This window comes from Delftia sp. WSY_16 (assembly GCF_043104415.1).
Taxonomy (GTDB): Bacteria; Pseudomonadota; Gammaproteobacteria; order Burkholderiales; family Burkholderiaceae_C; genus Comamonas; species Comamonas tsuruhatensis.
In genome coordinates this window covers 73491-91907 of record NZ_JBICKS010000005.1, presented here as the reverse complement: position 1 = coordinate 91907, position 18417 = coordinate 73491, and the positions used below count along the sequence as shown (strand labels likewise).

Sequence of the window (18417 nt, the reverse complement as noted above, 5' to 3'; positions counted from 1 at the left end):
TAATCAACCGTTAACTCATGGTTGGGTCTATGCTGACTTCGTCCCACCCATCAGCACACACGAAAGGAGCACGCATGTACAACCGCATCCTGATCGCCACCGACGGTTCCGAGCTTTCCGACAAGGCCGTGGACAGCGGCCTGGGCCTTGCCGCCTTGTGCGGCGCCAGCGTGATCGTCGTCAAGGTGGTCCAGCACTATCCGCGCAGCTACTTCGAAGGCGGCGAAACCGTGGATCTCAAGCAGATCGAACGCATCGAAGGCCAGTGGACGGCCAACGCGCAGACCGTGCTGGATGCCATCCACGCCAAGGGCCAGGCGCTCAAGGTCCACGTGACCACGGAGATCGTCAAGTCCGACCTGGTGGCCGAAAGCGTGATCGACGTGGCCAAGCGCCGCGACTGCGACCTCATCGTCATGGCCTCGCACGGCCGCAAGGGCCTGCAGCGCCTGCTGCTGGGCAGCGAGACGCAGCACGTGCTCACGCACACCCACATTCCCGTGCTGGTACTGCGCTGAAGGGTAGCGGCAGCTTCGGCTTTCGCTGCACAAAAAAAGGCATCGGCGGCGCCGATGCCTTTTGCTTTTTCAATCAGGCCAGGGCGCGACCCGCGCCTTGGCGACCACTCAGGCGAACAACTGCTTGTGCTGGTCGCGCAGGAGATTCTTCTGCACCTTGCCCATGGTGTTGCGCGGCAGCTCCTGCACCACGAAGCAGCGCTTGGGAATCTTGAAATTGGCCAGCTGGCCCTTGAGCGCATCGACCACCGCCTGGGGCTCGAGCGAAGCGCCAGGACGCGGCACCACCACCACCACGCCCACCTCGCCGAAGTCGGGGTGCGGCACGCCGACCAGGGCGCTTTCGGCCACGCCGGGCAGCTCATTGATGAAGCCTTCGATCTCGGCCGGATAGACGTTGTAGCCGCCCGAGATGATCAGGTCCTTGCTGCGGCCCACGATGCTCACATAGCCCCGCTCGTCGAGCTTGCCCACGTCGCCCGTGCGGAACCAGCCATCGGCCGTGAACTCCTCGGCCGTCTTCTCGGGCATGCGCCAGTAGCCCTTGAACACGTTGGGGCCGCGCACCTGGATGTTGCCGATCTCGCCCACGGCCACCGGCTGGCCTGCGTCGTCCACGATGCGCACGCCCACGCCGGGCAGCGCAAAGCCCACGGTGCCGGCGCGGCGCTCGGACTGGCCGCCGTTGCGGTCATCGGCACGGTAGGGGTTGGAGGTCAGCATGATGGTCTCGCTCATGCCGTAGCGCTCCAGGATGACGTGGCCGGTGCGCTCCTGCCAGTCGCGGTGCGTCTCCACCAGCATGGGTGCCGAGCCCGAGATGAACAGCCGCATGTGGGCCGCCGCCTCGCGCGTGAGCCGCGCATCGGCCAGCATGCGCACGTAGAGCGTGGGCACGCCCATGAAGACGGTGGCATCACGCATGCGCGAGATCACCGTGCCGGGTTCGAACCTGGCCAGCCAGATCATGGGACTGCCGTTGAGCAGCGCGCCATGGATGGCCACGAACAGGCCGTGCACATGGAAGATGGGCAGCGCGTGGATGAGCACGTCGCCGTCCTGCCAGCCCCAGTAGTCCTTGAGCGTCTCGGCGTTGGACAGCATGTTGCCGTGCGTGAGCATCGCCCCCTTGCTGCGGCCCGTGGTGCCGCTGGTGTAGAGGATGGCGGCCAGGTCGTCCTCGCCGCGCTCCACCACCTCTTGCTCGTCGCCATGGTGGGCGGCGCGCTCCAGCAGCGTGCCGCTGCGGTCGTCGCCCAGGGTGTAGACATGGGCCACGCCCGAGGTGAAGGCGATCTTGGACACCCAGCCGAAATTGGCCGGCGTGCAGACCACGACGGCGGGCTCGGCATTGCCCACGAAGTACTCGATCTCGGCGGCCTGGTAGGCGGTGTTCAGCGGCAGAAAGACATGGCCGCTGCGCAGCGTGGCCAGGTAGAGCATCAGCGCTTCCACCGATTTGTCCACTTGCACGGCGATGCGGCTGGCGGGCGGCAGCTGCAGCGACTGCAGCAGGTTGGCCATGCGCGCGCTGCCACGGTCCAGGTCGGCCCAGCTGTAGAACAGGCTGGCGCCGTCAGCGCCTATGGCCTCTACGGCCCACTTTTGCAGATCCTGGGGAAAGGCGGCGCGCAAGGCAGCGAACAGATTGCGGTTGGTCATGGCTGTGAAGAAGAAGGAAGAATCCGCTGGGGACCGGGAAATCTCAGGCACGTTCATGGATTGGCGAAGGCGGCGCCACGGACAGCTCGCGCAGGATGCGCTCGCGGTCCGCGTCCAGCGCGGGCGGCTGCCTGCGCACCAGGGGCTGGCCGAGCGAGGCCTGCAAGGGATTGCCCGCCACGCGCAGCGTCTGGCCGCTGGGGGTCTGCACCTGGGCCAGCATGCCGCGCTCGCGCACCTGGGGGTGCTCGACGATGTCGGCCACGCTGTTGTACTCCCCCGCCGGGATGCCATTATCAGTGAGCAACCCCAGCCAATGCGCCCTGGGACTGTCCCGCAGGCGCGCCTGCAGCGCGGCCTTGAGCTCGGCCTGGTGCTCGCAGCGCAGGGCATTGCCGGCAAAGCGCGCGTCCTCGGCCAGTTCGGGCAATTGCAGCAGGCCGCAGAGCTTGCGAAACAGCGCATCGCTGCCCACGGCGATGACGAACCAGCCGTCCTGCGCCGCGAACACATCGAAGGGCGCCATGGAGGGATGCCGCGTGCCGATAGGCCCCGGCACGCTGCCCAGCGCGCCCAGGCGGGCCACGGGGTTCTCCAGCAAGGCCACCTGGCAGTCGAGCATGGAGACATCGACGCGCTCGCCCTGCCCCGTGCGCGAGCGGCGCATCAAGGCCGCCTGTGTGCCGATGACCGCGTACAGGCCCGCGCCCAGGTCGCCGATGGACACGCCCACGCGGCAGGGCCCGGCGTCCGGGTGGCCGGTCACGCTCATCATGCCGCTCATGGCCTGCACCACCATGTCGTAGGCGGGAAAGCCGCTGTAGGGCCCCGTCTGGCCAAAGCCAGAGACCGAGGTCATCACCAGCCGGGGATGGCGTGCATGCAGGGTCTCCCAGCCATAGCCGAGCTTGTCCATGGTGCCGGGGCGAAAGTTCTCGACCAGCACATCGGCGCCTTGCAGCAGGCGCTCGAAGACCTCGCGGTCCTGGGGCTGCTTGAGGTCCAGCGCAATCGACTCCTTGTTGCGATTGACCGAGAGGAAATAGGCCGAGCCCCCGTCCACGAACGGCCCGATGCCGCGCGCATCGTCGCCCGTGCCGGGCTGCTCCACCTTGATCACGCGCGCGCCCAGGTCGGCCAGCATCTGCGTGCACATGGGGCCGGCCAGCACGCGCGTGAGGTCGATGACGGTAAGGCCTTGCAGCGGCAGGCCCGTGGCTTGTTCATTCATAGGGATTTCCATATCGTTATCTATTGCTTGACGCGACACCCACAACCCATGGGACCGGCGGGGCCCAAGTCCAGGACACCGAGGAAGGGCCGCCCCCCGCACCGAGGGTGTCGTCGCCCCCGCGAAGCGAGAGGGGGAAGGCGCGTGGCGCCTCAGGGGGGGTCTCACTGCAGCCCGGCGCCGGAACGCTGGGTCAGGGCCTTGGACTCCTGCCCTTCCTTGAGGGCCCAGGCACGGAATTCCTCTAGGGATGCCGAGGGCGCGGCCAGATTGCCCTGCTTGGCCAGCCTGGCCTTCACATCGGGGTCTTCCAGCGCCTTGGTGCTGGCATCGAACAGCTTCTTCGCCACGTCCTCGGGCAGACCCGCCGGGGCGAACAGGCCGAACCAGAACGTGTAGTCAAAGCCCGGCACGCCGGACTCCTTCATGCCCGGCAGATCGGGGAACAGCGGCGAGCGTTCGGCCGTGCTCACGGCCAGCATGCGCAGCTTGCCCGCCTGGGCCAGCGGCAGCACCGAGGGCGGCGTGCCGAAGGTCAGGTCCACATCGCCAGCGGCCACGGCCTGTATCGATGGCGCCCCGCCCTTGAACGGCACATGCAGCATGCGCAGGCCGCCGCTGGCGCCCGCGAACGACAGCGTGGCCAGGTGCGTAATCACGCCTGCGCCCGAGGAGGAATAGCTGAGCTTGTCGGGCTGGCTGCGCGCCAGCGCCACCAGATCGCCCACGCTCTGGCCTGGAAAATCCTTGCGCACGGCCAGCAGCATGGGGGCCGAACTCCAGCGCGTGATGCCCATGAAATTGCGCGCGCCCTCATAGCGAGCGCTCTTGTAGAGCAGCTGGTCCGAGCCATAGATGTTGGCGCTGCCCAGCAGCAGCGTGTAGCCGTCGGGCGCTGCACGCGCCACATGCTCGGAAGCCAGCGTGGTGCCGGCGCCCGGGCGGTTGTCCACCAGCAGGGGCTGGCCCAGGATCTTGCCGACCTTGTCGGCCACGATGCGCGCCACCGCATCGGCGCCGCCGCCGGGAGGAAATCCCACGACCAGCGTGACGGGCCGGGCGGGATAGGACTGGGCCATCGCGCCACCGGCCAATCCGGCCAGCAGCAACGACAGTGCAAAACGCTTGAACATGGCTTGTCTCCTCTTTATTGATACCCCCTGAGTCGCTGCGCGCCTTCCCCCAAAGGGGGACGACACCCTCGGTGCGGGAGCGGCCCTTCCTCGGTGTCCCCGAGTTGGGCCGCGCCGGTTCCGTGGGCTGTGGGCGGTAGGCAGCACCACGGGCAATCTGCGTGTATGCGGGAGGATGCTGCTCAGCGCCCCTTGAACTCCGGGCTGCGTTTCTCGCGCCAGGCCCGGCCGCCTTCCTGCAGGTCTTCGGAGGCGATGCTGCGCTGCACCTCGCGCGTGATATCGGCCACGTCATGGCGGCCGCGCGCAATCAGGTTCAGGTGCTTTTTCATGCCGAACAAAGGGATGGGCGCCATGGCGGCCAGCGTGCCGGTGAGCTGGGCCACGGCCGCGTCGAAGGCGGCGGGTTCGGCCAGATGGGTGAGGAATCCGCAGGCCTTCATCTCCGGGGCCTGGATGCGCTCGCAGGTCAGGAACAGCCGCTTGGCCGTGTCCAGGCCCAGGCGCGAGACATAGCGCTCCAGCCCGCCCGCGTAGAAATGCAGGCCCAGGCGCGCGGCCGGCATGAACATTTCGGCCGCCGTGCTGCCCACGCGAAAGTCGCAGGCCAGGGCCATGTCGGTGGCACCGCCGTAGACGCCGCCGTGGATGGCGGCCACGGTCACGGCGCGGCATTGCTCGATGGCGTCCACCATCTCGCCGAAGCTGCTGCCCTCGGTCTGGCTGCCTTGGATCTCTGATATATCATAGCCACTGCAAAAGTACTTGCCCTCGCTGCGCAGCACCACCACGCGCACATCGTCGCGGCGGTTGATAAGCTCCACATGCGCGACCAGCGTGCCCAGGTCTTCGGGGGCCAGCTTGTTGGCCGCTTCGGGGCGCTGCAGCGTGATGGTGGCCAGGTGATCCTGGATGTCGAGTCTGGGTGTCATATGTATCAGTCAATCAATCAGATATATTTGAATTAGAAAATGCTTCCAGCCAAGCAGCCATTGGAGAAAACCCCGGCCACGTCCAGCCTGCAGGAGCGTATACGGCAATCGCTGGAAGACGAGCTGCGCTCAGGCGCCATGCAGCCCGGCGACGCCATCGACGAACCGGCCCTGTGCGAGCGCTTCGGCGCCTCGCGCACGCCCGTGCGCGAGGCGCTGCTGCTGCTGGTGGCCAAGGGGCTGGTGGAGATCGTTCCGCGCTCGGGCATCTATGTGCGGCGCCTGGATGCGCGCGAGCTGGTGGCCATGATGGAAGGCCTGGCCGAGCTGGAAGGCGTGCTGGCCCGGCTGGCCGCCACGCGCATCCATGCGCAGCTGCGCGAGCGGCTGCAGGCGGCGCTGGCGCACACCGCCGCCTGCGCCCAGGCGCAGGATGCCCAAGGCTATGTGCAGGCCAACATGCAGCTGCACGAACTGATATACGAGGCCAGCGGCAACGACTTCATCGTGGAACAGACCCGGCTGCTGCGGCTGCGCATCACGCCCTACCGGGGCCGGATGTTCGAGAAGCCGGGCCGGCTGGCGCGCTCGCAGCAGGAGCACGTGGCCGTGGTGTCTGCGATCTGCGCGGGCCAGGCGGAGCTGGCCGCCGAGGCCATGCGCCAGCACATCTGCGCAGGCGGCAGCGCCTTCACCGACATGGTGCTGGGCGCGCCCGCGCAGGTGGGGTACGAGCGCCCGCGCAAGTCAAGGTAGCCCGAAGAGGGCTCAGGGCCGCACTTCGAAGGCCAGGAACTGCGTGACCTGGTTGTCCGCGAAGTTGTTGTCGGCCACCAGCACCAGGGTGCGGTTGCCGTTGGCCAGGCGCGGGCCCCAGGAGATGCCTTCGATGTTGTCCAGCTTGACGCCCTGGTAGGTCACGGGCATCTCCAGCAGCAGCTCGCGCTTCATGGGCTTGTAGCTGGCGCCCACCAGGCTCTTGAAGCTGCGCACATCGGTGGTGTCCGGCTCGATGGTGGCGCGCGTCAGGCGGATGGTGTTGCCTACGCCGTCGGCAAAGGCGCGCTCGATGGCGATGAACTCGTGGTTGGAGACCGCCAGCAGCTCGGGCAGGCCGTTGTCCGGCGGAAAGCTGCCGCTGGCGGCCTTGTCCAGCGGAATCTTCGGCAGCTGGTAGACGTACTGCGCGCCGGACTTGCCCGTGGCCGGATCGAGCTTGAGGACGCGGACCACGCTGCCCGCCGCCAGCGTGGTGAGGGGGCCGTCTTCCACCAGCGCATCCTCGTTGGCCGTGAACACGCTGCCGTCGGGCGTGACGGCCAGGGCCTCGAACAGCTTGTTGTTGCGCCCTCCGCTGGTGGTGTTGTCCACGTAGTTGAAGGCCGCAGGCGTCTCGAAGTCGCGCACGAAGCTGCCGTCCACCCTGATCTCGCGCACGAAGGGCTGGAACAGGCTGGCGGGGTCGGTGCTGAAGTTGCCCTCGCTGGACACGTAGAGGTTGCCGTTGGGCGCCACGCGGATGCCTTCGGGGTCCACGGTGCGGCGCGTGCCGGGCAGGGGCTGGCCGTCGCGGCCCTTGAGCGTGACCATCTTGCGGATGGTCACGGCCTGGATGGCCTTGTCATCGAACTGAATGCCCAGGTTGTAGAAGCGCGGCGTGCCGCGCTCGCCGCCGCGCTCATCGGAGATGGCCCAGTAGCTGCCATCGGGCACGCGGTCCAGGCCGGAGATGCCGCCGAACTCCACGCCGTCGAACAGTGTCTTGGTCTTGATGCTGTAGTCGCCGATCAGCCGCAGCGAGCCGATGGTCTCGGGGCCGTCGTCGCTGCCGCCGCAGCCTGCCAGGCCCGTGGCCGTGCCGAAAGACAGGACCAACGCGAGCAGCACGGATGCGGGCGAGCGGACCTTGTCTGCCTTGTTCATATTCCCTCCCAGGATGGATCTCAGAAGGGATGGACCGTAGCCAAGGCCCGTGACAGGGTGGTGACATGCACGCGCATACCGCCGCCCTGCCCCCGCCCTGACCGGCCCCTCGTCCGCTACTCCAGCTTGGCGCCCGAGGCCTTGACCACCTGGGCCCAGCGCGCGATCTCGCCATGCACCATGGCCGCGAACTGCTGCTGGTTCATGCCGCCGTAGTCGGCGCCGTTGCGCGCCCAGATGGACTTGATCTCTTCGGCCGAGCCTATGCGCTGCACCTGGTCGATGACCTGGGCCTGCACCGCCTGCGGCGTGCCCTTGGGCGCCCACAGGCCGTACCAGGTGGTGACCGTGTAGTCGGGCAGGCCGGACTCGGCCGCGCAGGGCACGTCCGGGAAGGCGGGGTTGCGCTTGTCGCCCGAGACCATCAGCGCACGGATGCGTCCGCTCTTGATGTGCTGGGCCGAGGAGCCCAGGCCGTCGAACATCATGTCCACATTGCCGGCTATCAGGTCCTGCAGCGCCGGGCCTGCGCCTCGATAGGGAATGTGGGTGATGAAGGTGTTGGTCTGCAGCTTGAACAGCTCTCCGGCCAGATGGTGCGATGTGCCCGCGCCCGCCGAGGCGTAGTTGAGCTTGCCCGGCCGCTTGCGCAGGTCGGCCAGCAGCTCCTGCACGGTCTTGCCCGGCACGTTGCGCGGGTTGACCACCAGCACCTGGGGCACGCTGGCCAGCAGGGCCAGCGCGACGAAGTCGCGCTCCAGGTCATAGTCCAGGCGGGGGTACATGGACGGCGCAATCACATGGTGGGTGCCGCCCATGAAGAAGTTGTAGCCGTCCGGCGCCAGCTTGGCCGCGTAGCTGGCGCCCAGGGTGCCGCCTGCGCCGCCACGGTTGTCGATCACCAGGGTCTTTCCCGCGCTCTTGGCGAACTGGGCCGAGAACGGCCGGGCAAAGGCATCGGTGCCGCCGCCGGCCGGAAACGGCACGACCAGGTTCACGGGTTTGGACGGCCAGTCCGCCGCCGCGCGGGCTGCCATGGGCAGGGCCAGCGCGGCCATCGAGGCCCCGGCCGCGCGCAACACCGCGCGCCGCCCCGTGGGGTGGGAAGCTTGCATGACTTGTCTCCTTGTCGCCTCTTTGAGGCTGTCTTCGTTGTCAGGCGCAGCAATCCCTGTGCAAGAAAAGGGGCACGGCCTGCGCCGCGCCCCTTTTCATTTGCACAGGGCTTCGATGTCCGAGGACACCGGTATGCGGCCCTGCGCCAGCAGGCCGCGATGCTTGTCCAGGCGCTTGAGGTCGTAGAGATAGTTGACCATCAGGCCCAGCGACTGCTTGAGTCCCTTGGCCGACAGGTCGGCCGCCCAGTTGAGCCGCTCCACGCGCGCGCCGTTGCCCAGGTGAAAGCGCGCCACCGGGTCCAGCGGCCGGCCCTTGGCCGTCTCGCGCCCCAGATAGTGGGCAGCGCAAAACAGCAGGGCGCGGCGCACAGGCGCGTCGGGCTTGAGATCCTGCGGCGCATCCAGCGCCGCCAGCAGGTGCTCGGCGCCCATGCCGCCCGCCTTGAGCTTGAAGGCCTTGCGCTGGCGCTCGTCCATCTTCTCCAGGATGGCGTCGCCGTGCTTGGCGATCCAGGCGCGCAGGCCCGGAATGGGCGACAGCGTGGCGAAATGGCGCAGCCGGGGGAATTCGCCCGTCAGCGTCTCCACCACATGCTTGATCAGCGAGTCGCCGAAGCTCACGCCACGCAGGCCGGTCTGGGTGTTGCTGATGGAGTAGAAGATGGCCGTGGTGGCGCGGCCCAGGTCGGAGGCTGCGGCGGTCTCGTCCAGCAGTGGGGCAATGCTGTCGGACATCTTGTCCACCAGCGCCACCTCCACGAAGATCAGCGGCACGGTGGGCATGCGGGGGTGAAAGAAGCCGTAGCAGCGGCGGTCGCTGTCCAGGCGGTTCTTGAGATCGGCCCAGCTGCGGATGTCGTGCACGGCCTCGTACTGGATGAGCTTTTCGATCAGCGAGGCCGGCGAGTCCCAGCTCAGGCGGCGCAGCTCCAGCAGGGCCACGTCGAACCAGGTGGAAAACAGATGCTCCAGCTCGGCATCCAGCGCGGAAAAGCGCTGCTGCTCCGCCTTGGGCAGTGCCAGCAGTTCGGCACGCAGGTCCACCAGAAAGCCCATGCCGCCCTGGGGCTGGGCAAACCGCTGCAGCAGCCGCGTGCGCGGCGACATCAGCGCGCGGCGCAGATCCATCTCGGCATGGCCGCGCTCGGCGTCGCTGGTGGCCGTGTCATAGCGCTTGCGTGCGGTCATCAAGGCGTCGGTGTCGGGGCCGAACTGCTCGACGATCAGCGCCCAGAAATCCTGGCGCGCCGGCAGCTCGGCCTGGGCATACCAGTCCATCAGCTGCTGCGCGTGGCGGCCACCCTCGACATCGCTGAGCGCTGCGTCGGCGGCAGCCTGCAGGTCTTCCATGAGCTTGCGCAGCTCGCGCGGGGACAGCACTTCCTGGCCTCGGCGCAGGGTGGCCTGCAGGCGCTGGGCCGTGCCGCGCGGCGCGGGAGCCTTGGCTGCATCGCCTTCGGCCTTTTTTGCAGGCGCAGCGGCCTCGGTGCTGCGAAAGCGGGACACATTGCGGGCAATCCAGTCGGTAGCCAGACCCATTCAGACACTCCTCCATATCAAGCGGTCACGGGACTGTCATGCCGCCAACGGGCCAATGACAATCCCTTGCTGCTCACATTATGGGAGTCTGTACGCCAGCGCGTGTACGCCGATGTCGCGTTCTTGTCTTCGGGCAATCCCCAGCACGCGCGCGCCACGCCAAAAAGAAAGCGGGCCCAGGGCCCGCTTCGCATTGTGTCCAGCCAGGTTCAGGCCGGCTTGCCCGCATGGGCCGGATAGGCCGGACGCCCCGCCGCCCACAGCCACATGGCAATGCCGCCGATCACCATGGGCACGCACAGCCACTGGCCCATGCTCATTCCCAGCGACAGCAGGCCCAGGAAGTCGTCAGGCTCGCGGAAGTACTCGGCAATGAAGCGGAAGGCACCATAGCCGGTCAGGAAGACCGCCGCCACCTGGCCCGGCTTGTGCTCCTTGCGTGCATACAGCCACAGCAGCACGAACAGCAGCAGGCCCTCGAGCAGGAACTGGTAGACCTGCGAAGGATGGCGCGGCAGCATGGAGCCGCTTTGCGGGAAGACCATGGCCCAGGGCAGCTCGGGGCTGGCAAAGCGGCCCCACAGTTCGCCATTGATGAAGTTGCCGACACGGCCCGCCGCCAGGCCCGTGGGCACGCAGGGCGCGACGAAGTCGGCCACCTCCAGCCACGAGCGTGCGCGCGAGCGCGCGAACCAGACCATGGAGCCGATGACACCGATCAGCCCGCCATGAAAGCTCATGCCGCCCTGCCAGACGTAGAAGATTTCCAGCGGATGGCTGAGGTAGTAGCCGGGCTTGTAGAACAGGCAGTAGCCGAGCCGCCCGCCGACGACCACGCCGAGCACGCCCAGGAAAAGAATGTCTTCCACGTCCTTGCGCGTCCAGGCGCGGTCGCCCTGCATGCGCACGAAGGGCGGGTGGCGCAGCCTGCGCGTGCCCAGCCAGAGGAAGAGGCCGAAGGCGGCCAGATAGGTCAGGCCGTACCAGTGCACGGCGAGGGGCCCGATCTGCAGGGCCACGGGATCGATCTGCGGGTACATCAGCATGGTCGGCATTGTGCCGCAGCGCCGCATGGCCGGCGCCGGCCAGGGGTTGGAAAGATGGCGTCCCGCCCGCTCAGCCTTGCGGGCCTTCCTGGATGGCCGTGAGCTTGTCCAGGGCAGACAGCAGATGGCGCTGCTCGGTGGCGGTGAGCAATTGCTCCAGTTCATCTTCCAGCTGCACCACCACGCCTTCGGCCCGCGCCTGCAGTGCGCTGCCGTCGTCCGTCAGGTGCAGCTGCTGCAGCCGGCGGTCGCGCGGATCGGGCTGGCGCCCGATGAGGCCGCGCTGCACCAGGCGCTCGACCACGGGCACCAGGTTGGAGGGCGAGATGTCCAGCGCCTCGCCCAGCTGGCGCAGGTAGATGCCCGGGTTGGCGTGGATGAGCACCAGGATGGAGAACTCGCTGGGCTTGAGGTCCAGTTCGGCCACGCGCCGCGCAAACAGCTTGTGGATGTGGATTTCCGCGCGCGTGAGGCGGTAGCCCAGAAAGCGCTGCAGGCGCGACTGGTCGACGGCGGGTTCGAAGGAGCTGTCCATGGACACGGATCCGGAAGAGGAAGAAGGCGCAACGAAGCAAGGCCGCACCGGCGCCTGCGGTTCTGCAGGGCCGGTGCGGCGTTCCATCATAAAAGCCCCGGCAGCCCGCTCAAGCCAGGGCGGCTGGCAGCGGCGTACGGGCAGCGGCCTCGGTGCGGCGCAGCCAGTGCTCCGCATCCAGCAGGCCATGCGCAAGGAACCAGGCCGCGCTGTCCGCCTTGGAGCGGCGCAGCGCCGGATCGGCCAGCGGCAGGCTGACGCGCGCCGCGCGTGCCCAGGCAAAGGCCATGCACAGCGTGCCGACCAGTCGCAAGTAGTCCTCGGCACAACGCGCCAGCAATTGCCTGTCGCCGGCAGCGCCGGTACACAGCTCGCCCGTCAGCGCTTGCATGCGCTCGGCCCAGCTGCGCAGCGCGCCTGCAAAGCCGGTCTCCATGCCCGCGGCGTCGCAGGCATCGGCCTCTTCACGCAGCACCTTCAGCAGCGGCGCCAGCGCGGCACCGCCGCTGGAGGCCACCTTGCGCTGCAGCAGGTCCAGCGCCTGGATCTGGTTCGTGCCTTCGTAGATCATGGCGATGCGGGCATCGCGCAGCGTCTGCTCGATACGGTACTCGTGCACATAGCCGTAGCCGCCGAAGACCTGCAGCGCCTCGCTGGCCAGCGCAAAGCCCCGCTCGGTGAAAAAGGACTTGACCACGGGCGTGAGCAGCGAGGCCAGCGCATGGGCCTGGGCGCGCTCCTCGGCATCCGGCGCCTGTTCGGCCAGGTCCAGCTGGTGCGCCACCCAGCCTGCAATGGCGCGCATGCCTTCGGTCCAGACGCGCAGGTCGGCCAGCATGCGCTGCACGGCCGGCTGCAGGGCGATGGGGTCGGCGGGGCCCTGCGCATCGGCAGGCCGGGGCTGGGCGCGCATCTGGCGTCGCTCGGCCGCATAGGCGCGCGCCAGCTGCCAGGCCATCTCGGCATGGCCCAGGCCCTGCAGGCCCACGTGCAGGCGGGCCGAGTTCATCATCACGAACATGGCAGCCAGGCCCTGGTGGGGCTGGCCCACCAGCCAGGCCTGCGCGCCCTCGAAGCGCATGGCGCAGGTGGCGCTGCCCTTGATGCCCATCTTCTTTTCGATGCCGTCGCAGTGGATGGCGTTGGGCAGAAAGCTGCCGTCGTCCCGGGGAATGCCGCGCGGCGCCAGGAACAGCGACAGGCCGCGCGTTCCCTCAGGCGCATCGGGCAGGCGCGCCAGCACCAGGTGGACGATGTTCTCGCTCATGTCCTGGTCGCCGCCCGAGATGAAGATCTTGCTGCCGTCCAGGCTGTAGCTGCCATCGCCCCGGGGCCTGGCCTGGCTGCGCAGCAGGCCCAGGTCGGAGCCGGCCTGGGGCTCGGTCAGGCACATGGTGGCCAGCCAGCGGCCGCTGACGATGTGGGGCAGGTAGGTGGCGCGCAGGTGCTCGTCGCCATGCGCGTGCAGGCAGGCATAGGCGCCGTGCAGGATGCCCGGATACATGGTCCAGCCATGGTTGGCCGAGGCCAGCATTTCGTGCAGCGCGGCGTCCAGCAGCTGGGGCAGGCCCTGGCCGCCAGCGTCGGGGGCGCAGGCCAGTGCGGGCCAGCCTGCCTCCACGAAGGCTGCATAGGCGGCGGGAAAGCCGTCGGGCGTGCGCACCCTGCCCTCTTGCAAGCGGCAGCCCTGCAGGTCGGCCGGGCCGTTGAGCGGGGCCAGCACGTCGGCGCAAAAGCGCCCGGCCGCCTCGACCACCATATCGGCCGTCTCCTGGTCCAGGGCTTCATGGGCCGGCATGCGGCGCCAGTCGCCCTCGGCGCCCAGCCAGTGCTGCTGGACGAAGCGGATGTCCTGCAGCGGCGGCTGGTAGTGCGAGCAATGTGATGCCTGCGCGCTCATGCCCGGCCCTCCGTGGCCGCGACCAGGCGGCGGTAGGGACCGATGGCGCTGGCCAGGCACAGCACGGACAGCAACGCGGCCAGTGCGGACACCAGGCCCAGCGACAGGCCCACGAGCTTTTCGTCATGGAAGACGAAGTCCGTGAAAAAGGCCACGAGGAAGGGACCGAGGCCCAGCCCGATCAGGTTGATCAGCAGCAGGTAGATGGAAGTCACCTGGCCGCGCAGCTGGTTGGGCGTGACCGCCTGCAGGATCGGCGGCGCCAGCGCCACCGGCATGCCCAGGAAGAAGGTGGTGGCCGCCACGGCCACCAGGGCCACCGTGGGCGTGGGCGCAAAGGCCAGCACCAGGCCGGTGATGACGAGCACGCCGGTGGCCACCAGCGAGATGACGATCGACCCCACCTGCTTGCCGCGCGCCGTGAGGTAGTCGGCCAGGAAGCCGCTGAGCAGCATGCCGCCAATGCCGAAGGTCAGGATGATGACGCCGTAGGCCGGGCCGATCTCGCCAGGCGTCCAGCCCCACTGGCGGATGAAGGTGGCCGGCAGCCAGGCCGTGACGCCGAAGGTGATCATGGCCGTGATGCCCGGCGCCAGCAGCAGCGGCAGGAAGGCGCGCTTGTTGCGCAACACATGGGACAGGTCGGGCGCCGGTCCCGCGGGCGCGGCCACTTTGGCGGACGCGGCCCGGGCCTGCAGGCCCCGGCGCAGCGGCTCGCGCACGGTGTACATCAGCGCCACCAGCGGAATGCCGGGCAGGGCCACGAAGATGAAGGCCGCCTGCCAGGGCTTGAAGCTGCCCAGCAGCGGGAACACCACCTCGCCGGCCTGGCTGGTGGCCTGGATGACCAGGCCGCCCACGATGAAGGCCGTGGCCGAGCCGATGTACACGCCCGAGGTGTAGATGCTCATGGCGCGTGCGCGGCGCTCGGGCGGGAAGTAGTCGGCCAGCATGGAATAGGCCGCCGGCGACAGTGCCGCCTCGCCCACGCCCACGAACATGCGCGCCACGAACAGCGAGACGAAGCCCGTGACATAGCCGCCCGCCGCCGTGGCCACCACCCAGATCGCCATGCCGATGACGATGAGGTTGCGGCGGTTCCAGCGGTCGGCCAGGCGCCCCAGGAAGATGCCGACGAAGGTGTAGAAGATGGCGAAGGCAAAGCCGTGGACGATGCTGAAGACCCAGTCCGACAGCTGCAGATCCTTCTTGATGGGCTGCACCAGCAGGCCCAGGATCTGGCGGTCCACGAAGGACAGGGTGTAGGCCAGCAGCAGGATGATGGTGACGTAGTAGGCATAGCCGAGTCCGTTCGACTCGGCCGGCGCGGGCGTGGACACGCGGCCCGGCGGGTAAGGCAGGCTCATGGAGACCTCCTGTGGAGGAAGGGAAAGCGGAAAAAAGAAAGCGGGAAAGCGAGACAGGGCTGCGCATGAAAAGGGCCGGCGCGCCGCGCCAGCCCTTGCGCGGGCATCAGCCGGCGCTGTGCTCGACCAGCATCAGCGCATCGAGCGCCACCACGCCCTGCCCTTCGGGCAGCACGATGACCGGGTTGAGGTCGATCTCGCGGATGGCCGGCGTGCCGCGCAGCACCTGGCCCAGGCGCACGATGAGTTCGGCCAGCGCCTGGCGGTCCAGCGCCGGGGCGCCACGGTAGCCGTGCAGCAGCGGCGCGCCCTGCAGGCGGTCCAGCTCGCGCAGCACCTCGCTGGTGGACAGGTCGGCGTCCAGCAGGCGCGCGTCGCGCATGATCTCGGCCGTCACGCCGCCCAGGCCCGCCAGGATCACGGGACCCCACTGCGGATCGTTGCGCGCGCCGATGATCATCTCCAGGCCACGCCGGCCCATGGCCTCGACCAGCACGCCGTCCAGCGCAATGGCGCTGTCATAGGCGGCCACATTCGCATGCAGCCGGCTCCAGGCCTCGCCCATGGCCTGCGCATCGGCAATGTTCAGGATCACGCCGCCTGCATCGCTCTTGTGGCTGAGGTCGGCCGACTGCGCCTTGAGCGCCACGGGCCAGCCGATCTCCGCCGCAATCGCCACGGCCTGCTCGGCTGAGGTGGCCAGGCGGCCCTTCGCAAACGGCACGCCGGCCTGGGCCAGCACGGCCTTGGATTCGTACTCGGGCACCACCGTGCGGCCTGCGGGCAGGGCCAGTGCGACGGGCTGGGCATCGGTGCGCTCGAAACTGCGCTGGCTGAAGGCGGTCAGGCGCTGCACGGCGCGCAGGGCACGCTCGGTGCTGGGGAAATACGGCACGCCCAGCGCACGCATCTCGGCGATGAACTCGGCAGGCACGGCCGCGCCCTCGTCCAGGCCCGCCACGATGACGGGCTTGGCCGGCCGCAGCTCGCGCACGGCGCGCAGCACGGGCGGCATCTTGATGCCGCAGGTCACCGGGTCGCCCTGGATAAGGCCGACGATGATGGTGGAAAAGCGCGCATCGCCAAACAGCGCATCCAGCGTGCGGAAATACAGGTCCGGCTCGACCAGGCCCTGGGCCGTGAGGTCCAGCGGGTTGCTCACGCCCACGAACTCGGGCAGCGCAGCCCGCAGCGCGGGCGAGTCGTCGTCGCCGATGGCGGGCAGCGCCAGGCCCAGCTCCTCGGCCCAGTCCAGCGTCAGCGCCTTGAAGGCGCCGGACTCGCCCAGCACGGCAACTCCAGCTGCAGCTGCTGCACCGGCTGCACCAGCCGATGGCAGCACCGGGCAGCGGATGGCGATCTCGGCGATGTCGCCCAGCTCCTCCAGTGTCTCGGCAAACACGGCGCCTGCGCGTTCCAGCTTGGTGCGCATCAGCGCATAGTCGCCGGCCATGGCGCCGGTGTGCGTGGCGGCCGAGGCGCGCGCCGCGCTGCTCTTGCCCGGATGCAGCAGCACCACGGACTTGCCCAGGCTGCGCGCGCGGGCCACGGCAGCCAGAATGCGCCCGGGCTGGCGGAACTGCTCGACGATCATGGCGACCACGCGCGTGGAAGGCTGCTCCAGCAGGAAGTCCACATAGTCCTCGGCATGGCTGGCGGCCTCGTTGCCCGTGGAGATGGCGTGCGACAGCGGCAGCGCGCGGCTGGCCAGCGTGGTGCACAGCACGGTCATCATGGCGCCGCTTTGCGAGACCACGCCAATGGCGGGCCGCGCGGCATCGACCTGCTGCGCGTCGATATTCACCTCGACAAAGGTCAGCGGCACGCGCTGCAGGTAGTTGATGCAGCCCAGGCAGTTGGGGCCCTCCACCACCATGCCGGCCTCGGCGGCGATGCGTGCGATCTCGCGCTGCTCGGCCATGCCGCGCTCGCCTGCCTCGGCAAAGCCGGCCGAGAAAATCACCACCGCGCCCACGCGCCGCGCCGCCAGCGCGCGCACCGTGTCCAGCACAAAGGGCTGGGGGATGGCCAGCACGGCCACGTCAACGCCCTCGGGCAGCTGGTCCACCGAAGCCAGGCAGGCCCGGCCGGCGATCTCGCTGCGCTTGGGATTGATCAGGTGGATGTCGCCAGCGAAGCCGTTGCGCTCCAGATTGCCCAGCACCGATGCGCCCAGCGCACCCGGCGTGGCCGAGGCGCCGACAATGGCGATGGAACGCGGCCTCAGCAGCCTGCCGATGTCGGGCCGCACTGCGGCCGCCATCTCTGTCGTTGTCATTCTTGTCTCCAATGATTAAAGCTGGGAGGCCTACCGCGCGTGGTGGACGCTGCCCAAGCGAGGGACACCGAGGAAGGGCCTAAGCCGGCCGCGCCGCCCCGCACTGAGGGTGTCGTCCCCCTCCCTCGCGAAGCGAGTTAGAGAGGGGGAAGGCGCGAAGCGCCTCAGGGGTTGACTTGCTTGCTCAAGTCGTAGGTTCCGAGACCTGGCTTGTAGGTCTTGTCGTCCAGGAACTGGCGCATGCCTTCCTTGCGGCCTTCGTTGTCGAAGCTGTTGGCGGCTTCCTGGGCACGCACCAGATAGTCCTCGGCGTTGTCGTAGCTCATGTCGCGCACGCGGCGGATGGCATCCTTGGTGGCCTTCAGGGCGATGGGGTTCTTCTGCAGCAGGGCCTCGGCCACTTCGGTGACGCGGGCCTGCAGGCGGTCGGCCGGCAGGGATTCGTTGACCAGGCCCCACTCGGCCGCCGTGCGGCCGTCGATGTTCTCGCCGAGCATGGCGTGGTACATGGCGCGGCGAAAGGACAGCAGCTCCACCGCCACCTTGGAGGCGCCGCCGCCGGGCAGGATGCCCCAGTTGATTTCGGACAGGCCGAACTTGGCGTCATCCGAGGCAAAGGCCAGGTCGCAGGCGAACAGCGGGCCGTAGCCGCCGCCGAAGCACCAGCCGTTGACCATGGCGATGGTCGGCTTCTGGAACCAGCGCAGGCGGCGCCACCAGCCATAGCTCTCGCGCTGGGCCTTGCGGGTGCCGGCCAGGCCCGTGGCCTCGGTCTCGCGGAAGTATTCCTTCAGGTCCATGCCGGCAGTCCAGGCCGTGCCCTCACCGGCCAGAACGACCACGCCCACGTCGTCACGGAACTCCAGGTCGTCGAGCACGCGCATCATCTGGCGGTTGAGCTGGGGGCTCATGGCATTGCGCTTTTCGGGGCGGTTGAATTTCACCCAGGCCACGCGGCCTTCGACGGTGCAGGACACGGTCTGTTCTTCGGTACGTTCGGTGCTCATTGCGCTTCCTTGTGCAAAAGGGAAATGGGAGGTTGGACACCGATGCTTCGGATCCATAATCGTTATGATAAATAACTATTATTCGACATAGCAATACAGCGTTTACCCTAGGCCGGTCACCACCCAGACCGGTGGCGATGCGAATGCTTCTGCGTCGCGCATGCATGCAATGCGCGGCACGCGGGGAATTGCGGCAGGTGTTTTGGCCGATCCGGGGGTTCACGCGAT

At 68.4% G+C, this 18417-nt stretch carries 15 protein-coding genes; 2 read left to right on the top strand and 13 right to left on the bottom strand.

What is annotated here, in order from left to right:
• Nucleotides 1-74: 74 nt before the first annotated feature.
• The gene (locus ACF8O7_RS03515) at nucleotides 75-518 is read left to right on the top strand and encodes a universal stress protein (RefSeq protein ID WP_016445196.1); all 444 of its coding nucleotides are present in this window, start codon (nucleotides 75-77) and stop codon (nucleotides 516-518) included.
• Between the two features lie 108 nt (nucleotides 519-626).
• On the opposite strand, the gene ACF8O7_RS03510 is transcribed toward ACF8O7_RS03515, so the two are convergent.
• From ACF8O7_RS03510 to ACF8O7_RS03495, 4 genes are all read right to left on the bottom strand, one after another.
• Complete coding sequence (locus ACF8O7_RS03510; protein ID WP_061287663.1) at nucleotides 627-2180, bottom strand: malonyl-CoA synthase; 1554 nt, start codon at nucleotides 2178-2180, stop codon at nucleotides 627-629.
• 43 nt (nucleotides 2181-2223) lie between these two features.
• Nucleotides 2224-3411: a CaiB/BaiF CoA-transferase family protein gene (locus ACF8O7_RS03505; RefSeq protein WP_126311833.1), complete on the bottom strand. Its 1188-nt coding sequence runs from the start codon at nucleotides 3409-3411 to the stop codon at nucleotides 2224-2226.
• A gap of 164 nt (nucleotides 3412-3575) precedes the next feature.
• Nucleotides 3576-4544, bottom strand: coding sequence for a tripartite tricarboxylate transporter substrate binding protein (locus ACF8O7_RS03500; RefSeq protein WP_126311834.1), 969 nt, complete (start codon nucleotides 4542-4544; stop codon nucleotides 3576-3578).
• Nucleotides 4545-4726: 182 nt separating this feature from the next.
• Complete coding sequence (locus ACF8O7_RS03495) at nucleotides 4727-5476, bottom strand: enoyl-CoA hydratase/isomerase family protein (protein ID WP_016453083.1); 750 nt, start codon at nucleotides 5474-5476, stop codon at nucleotides 4727-4729.
• A gap of 39 nt (nucleotides 5477-5515) precedes the next feature.
• Between ACF8O7_RS03495 and ACF8O7_RS03490 the strand changes: the two genes are divergently transcribed.
• The gene (locus ACF8O7_RS03490) at nucleotides 5516-6232 is read left to right on the top strand and encodes a GntR family transcriptional regulator (RefSeq protein WP_126311835.1); all 717 of its coding nucleotides are present in this window, start codon (nucleotides 5516-5518) and stop codon (nucleotides 6230-6232) included.
• A gap of 12 nt (nucleotides 6233-6244) precedes the next feature.
• Here ACF8O7_RS03490 and ACF8O7_RS03485 read toward each other — a convergent pair whose 3' ends face one another.
• The 9 genes from ACF8O7_RS03485 to ACF8O7_RS03445 all read right to left on the bottom strand — a co-directional run bounded on the left by ACF8O7_RS03485 (nucleotide 6245) and on the right by ACF8O7_RS03445 (nucleotide 18189).
• On the bottom strand, nucleotides 6245-7399 hold the full coding sequence (locus ACF8O7_RS03485; RefSeq protein ID WP_392442365.1) for an esterase-like activity of phytase family protein: 1155 nt from the start codon (nucleotides 7397-7399) through the stop codon (nucleotides 6245-6247).
• A 116-nt stretch (nucleotides 7400-7515) separates the two neighbouring features.
• On the bottom strand, nucleotides 7516-8514 hold the full coding sequence (locus tag ACF8O7_RS03480) for a tripartite tricarboxylate transporter substrate binding protein (protein WP_016453085.1): 999 nt from the start codon (nucleotides 8512-8514) through the stop codon (nucleotides 7516-7518).
• A 96-nt stretch (nucleotides 8515-8610) separates the two neighbouring features.
• On the bottom strand, nucleotides 8611-10056 hold the full coding sequence (locus tag ACF8O7_RS03475) for a malonyl-CoA decarboxylase (RefSeq protein ID WP_392442363.1): 1446 nt from the start codon (nucleotides 10054-10056) through the stop codon (nucleotides 8611-8613).
• Nucleotides 10057-10265: 209 nt separating this feature from the next.
• Nucleotides 10266-11111, bottom strand: coding sequence for a prolipoprotein diacylglyceryl transferase (lgt, locus tag ACF8O7_RS03470; RefSeq protein WP_223275185.1), 846 nt, complete (start codon nucleotides 11109-11111; stop codon nucleotides 10266-10268).
• A 61-nt stretch (nucleotides 11112-11172) separates the two neighbouring features.
• Complete coding sequence (locus ACF8O7_RS03465; protein WP_016445187.1) at nucleotides 11173-11637, bottom strand: MarR family winged helix-turn-helix transcriptional regulator; 465 nt, start codon at nucleotides 11635-11637, stop codon at nucleotides 11173-11175.
• Nucleotides 11638-11746: 109 nt separating this feature from the next.
• Nucleotides 11747-13537, bottom strand: a complete 1791-nt coding sequence (locus ACF8O7_RS03460; RefSeq protein WP_392442360.1) for an acyl-CoA dehydrogenase — start codon at nucleotides 13535-13537, stop codon at nucleotides 11747-11749.
• Nucleotides 13534-14904: an MFS transporter gene (locus tag ACF8O7_RS03455; protein WP_017405759.1), complete on the bottom strand. Its 1371-nt coding sequence runs from the start codon at nucleotides 14902-14904 to the stop codon at nucleotides 13534-13536. Before ACF8O7_RS03455 ends, ACF8O7_RS03460 begins: the two co-directional genes overlap by 4 nt.
• Before the next feature lie 106 nt (nucleotides 14905-15010).
• Nucleotides 15011-17182, bottom strand: coding sequence for an acetate--CoA ligase family protein (locus ACF8O7_RS03450; protein WP_392442358.1), 2172 nt, complete (start codon nucleotides 17180-17182; stop codon nucleotides 15011-15013).
• Nucleotides 17183-17346: 164 nt separating this feature from the next.
• Nucleotides 17347-18189 (bottom strand): p-hydroxycinnamoyl CoA hydratase/lyase, encoded by an 843-nt coding sequence (locus ACF8O7_RS03445; RefSeq protein WP_209669803.1) that lies wholly within the window; start codon nucleotides 18187-18189, stop codon nucleotides 17347-17349.
• Between the last annotated feature and the right edge of the window lie 228 nt (nucleotides 18190-18417).